The 4,707-nt window shown below is 42.2% G+C and carries 6 protein-coding genes; 4 read left to right on the forward strand and 2 right to left on the reverse strand.

The window, feature by feature from the left end:
• The 3 genes from Q0191_RS01810 to nrdI all read left to right on the forward strand — a co-directional run.
• A partial coding sequence (locus Q0191_RS01810; protein ID WP_297663280.1) for a glycogen/starch/alpha-glucan phosphorylase occupies positions 1 to 761 on the forward strand: 761 nt, incomplete at its 5' end.
• Positions 762 to 955: 194 nt separating this feature from the next.
• Positions 956 to 1,474, forward strand: a complete 519-nt coding sequence (locus Q0191_RS01815) for a lantibiotic ABC transporter permease (RefSeq protein WP_297663282.1) — start codon at positions 956 to 958, stop codon at positions 1,472 to 1,474.
• 77 nt (positions 1,475 to 1,551) lie between these two features.
• Entirely contained in the window at positions 1,552 to 2,013 is a 462-nt protein-coding gene (gene nrdI / locus Q0191_RS01820; RefSeq protein ID WP_297663284.1) for a class Ib ribonucleoside-diphosphate reductase assembly flavoprotein NrdI, read from the forward strand.
• A gap of 46 nt (positions 2,014 to 2,059) precedes the next feature.
• Here nrdI and Q0191_RS01825 read toward each other — a convergent pair whose 3' ends face one another.
• Together Q0191_RS01825 and argS are read right to left on the reverse strand one after the other, a co-directional pair.
• Entirely contained in the window at positions 2,060 to 2,326 is a 267-nt protein-coding gene (locus Q0191_RS01825) for a MarR family transcriptional regulator (RefSeq protein WP_288931760.1), read from the reverse strand.
• 51 nt (positions 2,327 to 2,377) lie between these two features.
• The gene (argS, locus tag Q0191_RS01830; RefSeq protein WP_288931758.1) at positions 2,378 to 4,066 is read right to left on the reverse strand and encodes an arginine--tRNA ligase; all 1,689 of its coding nucleotides are present in this window, start codon (positions 4,064 to 4,066) and stop codon (positions 2,378 to 2,380) included.
• A 125-nt stretch (positions 4,067 to 4,191) separates the two neighbouring features.
• Between argS and argR the strand changes: the two genes are divergently transcribed.
• Positions 4,192 to 4,632 carry an arginine repressor gene (gene argR, locus Q0191_RS01835; RefSeq protein WP_288931756.1) on the forward strand — a complete coding sequence of 147 codons (441 nt, stop codon included), beginning with the start codon at positions 4,192 to 4,194 and terminating at the stop codon, positions 4,630 to 4,632.
• Positions 4,633 to 4,707: the final 75 nt, after the last annotated feature.

A 4,707-nucleotide genomic window follows, 5' to 3' on the forward strand; every position in this document is an offset into this window, starting at 1 on the left:
AAATGAACGCTTTGTATGTGATCCACAAATACTTGGACATCAAGGCTGGTAACATTCCTGCTCGCCCAATCACTGTCTTCTTTGGTGGTAAGGCAGCTCCTGCTTACACAATTGCCCAAGACATCATTCACTTGATCCTTTGCTTGTCAGAAATCATCGCGAATGACCCAGCAGTGGCACCACACTTGCAAGTGGTTATGGTTGAGAACTATAACGTTACAGCATCAAGCTTCTTGATTGCAGCTGGTGATATTTCTGAGCAAATCTCACTTGCTTCTAAAGAAGCTTCAGGTACTGGTAACATGAAATTCATGCTCAACGGCGCTTTGACACTTGGTACTATGGACGGTGCTAACGTGGAAATCGCTGAGTTGGTTGGCGAAGATAACATCTACATCTTCGGTGAAGATTCAGAAACAGTTATCGACCTTTACGCAAAAGCAGCCTACAAATCAAGCGAATTTTACGCTCGTCCAGCTATCAAGCCATTGGTTGACTTTATCATCAGCGATGCTGTTCTTGCAGTAGGTAAGAAAGAACGCTTGGAACGTCTTTACAATGAATTGATCAACAAAGACTGGTTCATGACACTTCTTGACTTGGAAGACTACATCAAGGTGAAAGAGCAAATGCTTGCGGACTACGAAGATCGTGATGCATGGTTGGATAAAGTGATCGTTAACATTGCGAAAGCTGGCTTCTTCTCAGCAGACCGTACAATCCAACAATACAATGACGAAGTATGGCATTTGGAGAACTGATTATTTAAAATAAGTGAAAAAGCCTAGACAGGATTGTCTTGGCTTTTCTCGTGCTAGAAGACTAGAGTGAGTAGTCTTGGAGGATAAGCTTTTCTAGTAGATAGAGCTTTTAAAATCGTATCAGATCTTGTCTCTTGTCAGTCCTTTCTTTTGGGTGTATAATAAGAAAAAGTATTTCTTTACAGGAGGTTATTATGAAAAAGAAACCAATTTATCTCTATGTCTTACTGGGATTAGAAACAGTAGGCACTTTGTGGGAGCTTATTTCGAAGTTCTCCTCTTCAAATGATGCCGTGGAAACCTTACTAAAGGGGATCAATGAGCCAGCAAAATCTCAGTATGCAGCTTACTTTAGCAAGAGCGCTGAACTGTCCGGTTCGCTAATAAATAATATTTTCTTTTATGTTGGCTTGCTTCTTTTGATTGCAGCTTGGTTCTTCGTTTTTAAGAAAGATATTTTTAAAGCAAATCTTATTTACATCGCGAACGTTCTTATTGGCTTGATTGGAACAGCGTATGGTTATGTGGTAGCAAAAGGGATTGCAACTTCTTCCTTCTCGGATCCAACTTTACTTTCAACTCAGATACTGGGGTTGAATATGAGTGTCGGCTTCTCTGTCGTTCTTAGCCTCATCTTCCTTTCGATTGTTGTCTTTAAGCTGATCAAGCAGCAAAAGGAAGCTGAAACTGTAGAAGTAGCTGAAGAAGAATAAGATTTGACAAATAACATTTACCTGCTACAATCTAGATGGGCAGATAAATGTTATTTTTTGGAATGGAGCAAATAAACATGAAAGTTTCCTTAGTTTATATCAGCTTGAGTGGCAATACAGAGAGTTTTGTCCGTCGTTTGAGCGACTATTTGTTAGAGCAGCATCCGAGCCTAGAGATTGAAAAAATACACATCAAAGACCTAGTAAAAGAGGGGCATCCGTTCTTTGAAATGACCAATCCTTTCATCGCCTTTCTACCGACCTATCTGGAAGGTGGCAATGGTGTGGATAATGGCGATGTCGAAATTCTCACGACGGATGTAGCCGATTTTATTGCCTATGGGCAAAATGCTAGCAAGTGTTTTGGAGTTGTTGGAAGTGGCAATCGTAACTTTAACAACCAATACTGTCTGACCGCTAAGCAGTATAGCCAACGTTTTGGTTTCCCTGTTTTAGCTGATTTTGAAATGCGTGGTATGTTAGGCGATATTAAAAAAGTAGCTAGCATTATCGAGGAATTGTACGAAATAAAAGCATAAATAAAAAGCCGTTCGATCAATATTTTTGATCGAACGGCTTTTGTTTCTATTCTTGACTTGCATGCTCGCCGGCGATCGTTTCGACCAGCTCTTTTGAATATAAAATTCCTAAACGGTAGTTCTTGTTAACGTAAGCAATAAGGTTATTTTGGTTTTCGCTAGTGGCCATTTTTTCTTGGAGTTCTTGTCGAAAATGATCACTTTTTAGGAGTTCCTGCTGCAGCAAAATCTGCAACTTTACTTTTTCTCTTTTGTTGTACAAAAAGAGAATGACCAAGCTAAGGGCAACTAAAATATAAGCAGTTTCATTCATAAAATATCTCTTCCTAAGAAAACCTCCCAAAACTGGAAGGTTTGTGTAGGGTTACATTTTTTCTGGTGCTTCTACACCAAGCATGCGGAGAGCTTCCTTCAGCACAACAGCAGTAGTGTAGCTGAGGGCTAGACGGCTGTCGCGTTCAGGATTTTCATCCAAGATGCGAGTGTGAGCATAGTATTTATTGAAGGCTTGAGCTAGGCTGATTGCGTATTTGGCAATCAGAGATGGCTCAAAGTTATCAGCTGCACGTTTGACTACGCGAGCAAAGTCTTGGAGCAGTTTGATAATTTCCCAGCTTTCAGCATCGTTGAGATTGTAGTTAGCGTCAAGACTTGGCTTGAAGTCTGCTTTGCGTAGGATAGACTGGATACGTGCATAGGCATATTGCACATACGGTCCAGTTTCACCTTCAAAGGAAACCATTGCTTCCAAATCAAAGTCGTAACCATTGCGGCGGTCAGTCTTAAGGTCGTAGAATTTAACGGCACCGACACCAACTGCATGGGCAACAGCTTCTTTGTTTTCCAGATTTGGATTTTTCTCTTCAATTTGAGCTTTTGCACGGCTGATCGCTTCTTGTAGAGTTGGTTCCAGAAGGATGATGTTTCCTTTACGTGTTGAAAGTTTTTGGCGATTCTTCGTAACTAGACCAAAGTCCACGTGGATCATGTCATCGCTCCAGTCAAATCCCATCTTCTTAAGGACGGCCTTGAGTTGACGGAAGTGGTTTGATTGCTCTTGACCAACGACATAAACGTTCTTGACGAAGTTGTAAGTGCGCGCACGGTACATAGCAGTGGCAATATCACGGGTGATGTACAGCGTAGCACCGTCTGATTTTTTAATCATAGCTGGTGGCAGGTTGACATCGTCCAAGTCCACAATGCTAGCGCCTTTTGATTCTTTCAGGAGACCCTTGTCTTCCAGAATTTTAACGGCTTCGTCCATCTTGTCATTGTAGAAGGCTTCTCCGTTTAAGCTATCGAATTCAACGCCGAGCAATTCATAGATGCGATTAAATTCAACGAGACTTTCGTCACGGAACCATTGCCAGAGTTCTGTTGCTTCTGGATCGCCATCTTCCAGTTTCTTGAACCAAAGGCGACCTTCTTCATCCAAGGCTGGGTCGTTTTCGATTTCGGCATTGATGCGAACGTAGAGTTGCAAGAGTTCATCGATTGGGTTGGCTTCAACGGCTTCCTTGTTGCCCCATTTCTTGTAAGCAACCATGAGGAGACCGAATTGCTTGCCCCAGTCACCCAAGTGGTTGATCTTGATGGTATTGTAGCCCATCTTGCGGAAGATATTAGACAAGGCATCGCCGATAACGGTTGAACGTAAGTGTCCGACAGAGAAAGGTTTCGCAATGTTGGGACTGGAAAGGTCGATTGTGATATTTCCGCCCTGACCTTCGTTCTGTTGACCATAGTCAGCGCCTTCCTTGATGACTTCTTTGATAACTTGATCAGAGATTTTAGCTTTGTTGAGGAAGAAGTTGACATAAGGTCCAGTTGCGACAACTTTCTCAAAATGACTTGGGTCGATCTTTTCAGCAATATCTGCAGCGATAGCTTGAGGAGCCTTGCGTTCTACTTTAGCAAGTGAGAAAGCTGGGAAGGCAATGTCTCCAAGATCGGAACTTTTCGGCTGTTCTAGTAGGTTAGAGATAGCGGTTTGGTCCAAGCTGTCAATAACTTTGGCCAATTCGCTAGCGATTAATTGTTTATTATCCATATTTGCTCCTTTGGGTCTTTTGTTACTATTCTATCACATTTTATGAGGAATCTTCAATTTTTTTGGTATAAGATAGATTTTTTGATATAATTGAGAGTATAAATATTCAGTCAATGAGGTCGAGTATGAGAAAGAGCGAGCGTCATCAACTTGTCAGAATGATGATCAAGGAAGAAAAGTTAGGAACACAAAAGGATATTCAAAAAAGATTGGAAGACGAGGGGATTTTTGTGACCCAGACAACCCTCTCGCGTGATCTAAGGGAGATTGGTTTGGCCAAGTTGAAAAAGGACGGCCAAGTCTATTATGTGCTGGCCCACGAAACAGAAGAGCTGGACTTAGCTGAATTTTTGGCCAGTCATGTTCAGGCTGTTTCTCGAGCAGAGTTTACGCTGGTTTTCCGTACAGGACTGGGCGAAGCGACGGTCTTGGCAAATGTGGTAGATGGTTCGCTGGATAGTCGGATTTTAGGAACCGTTGCAGGGGCCAATACCTTGCTGGTGATTTGCCGGGATCAGGAAGCGGCTAGAGAAATCGAGACGAGTGTCAAAGAAGGCATGGAATAGCCAAAAAGCTTAGAATTGACGGAGAGGTTTGAGACAGAAGTCCTGACCTCGTTTGTTTTTAGAAAGGATAGAGAT

Source organism: uncultured Streptococcus sp. (genome assembly GCF_938036805.1).
Taxonomy (GTDB): Bacteria; Bacillota; Bacilli; order Lactobacillales; family Streptococcaceae; genus Streptococcus.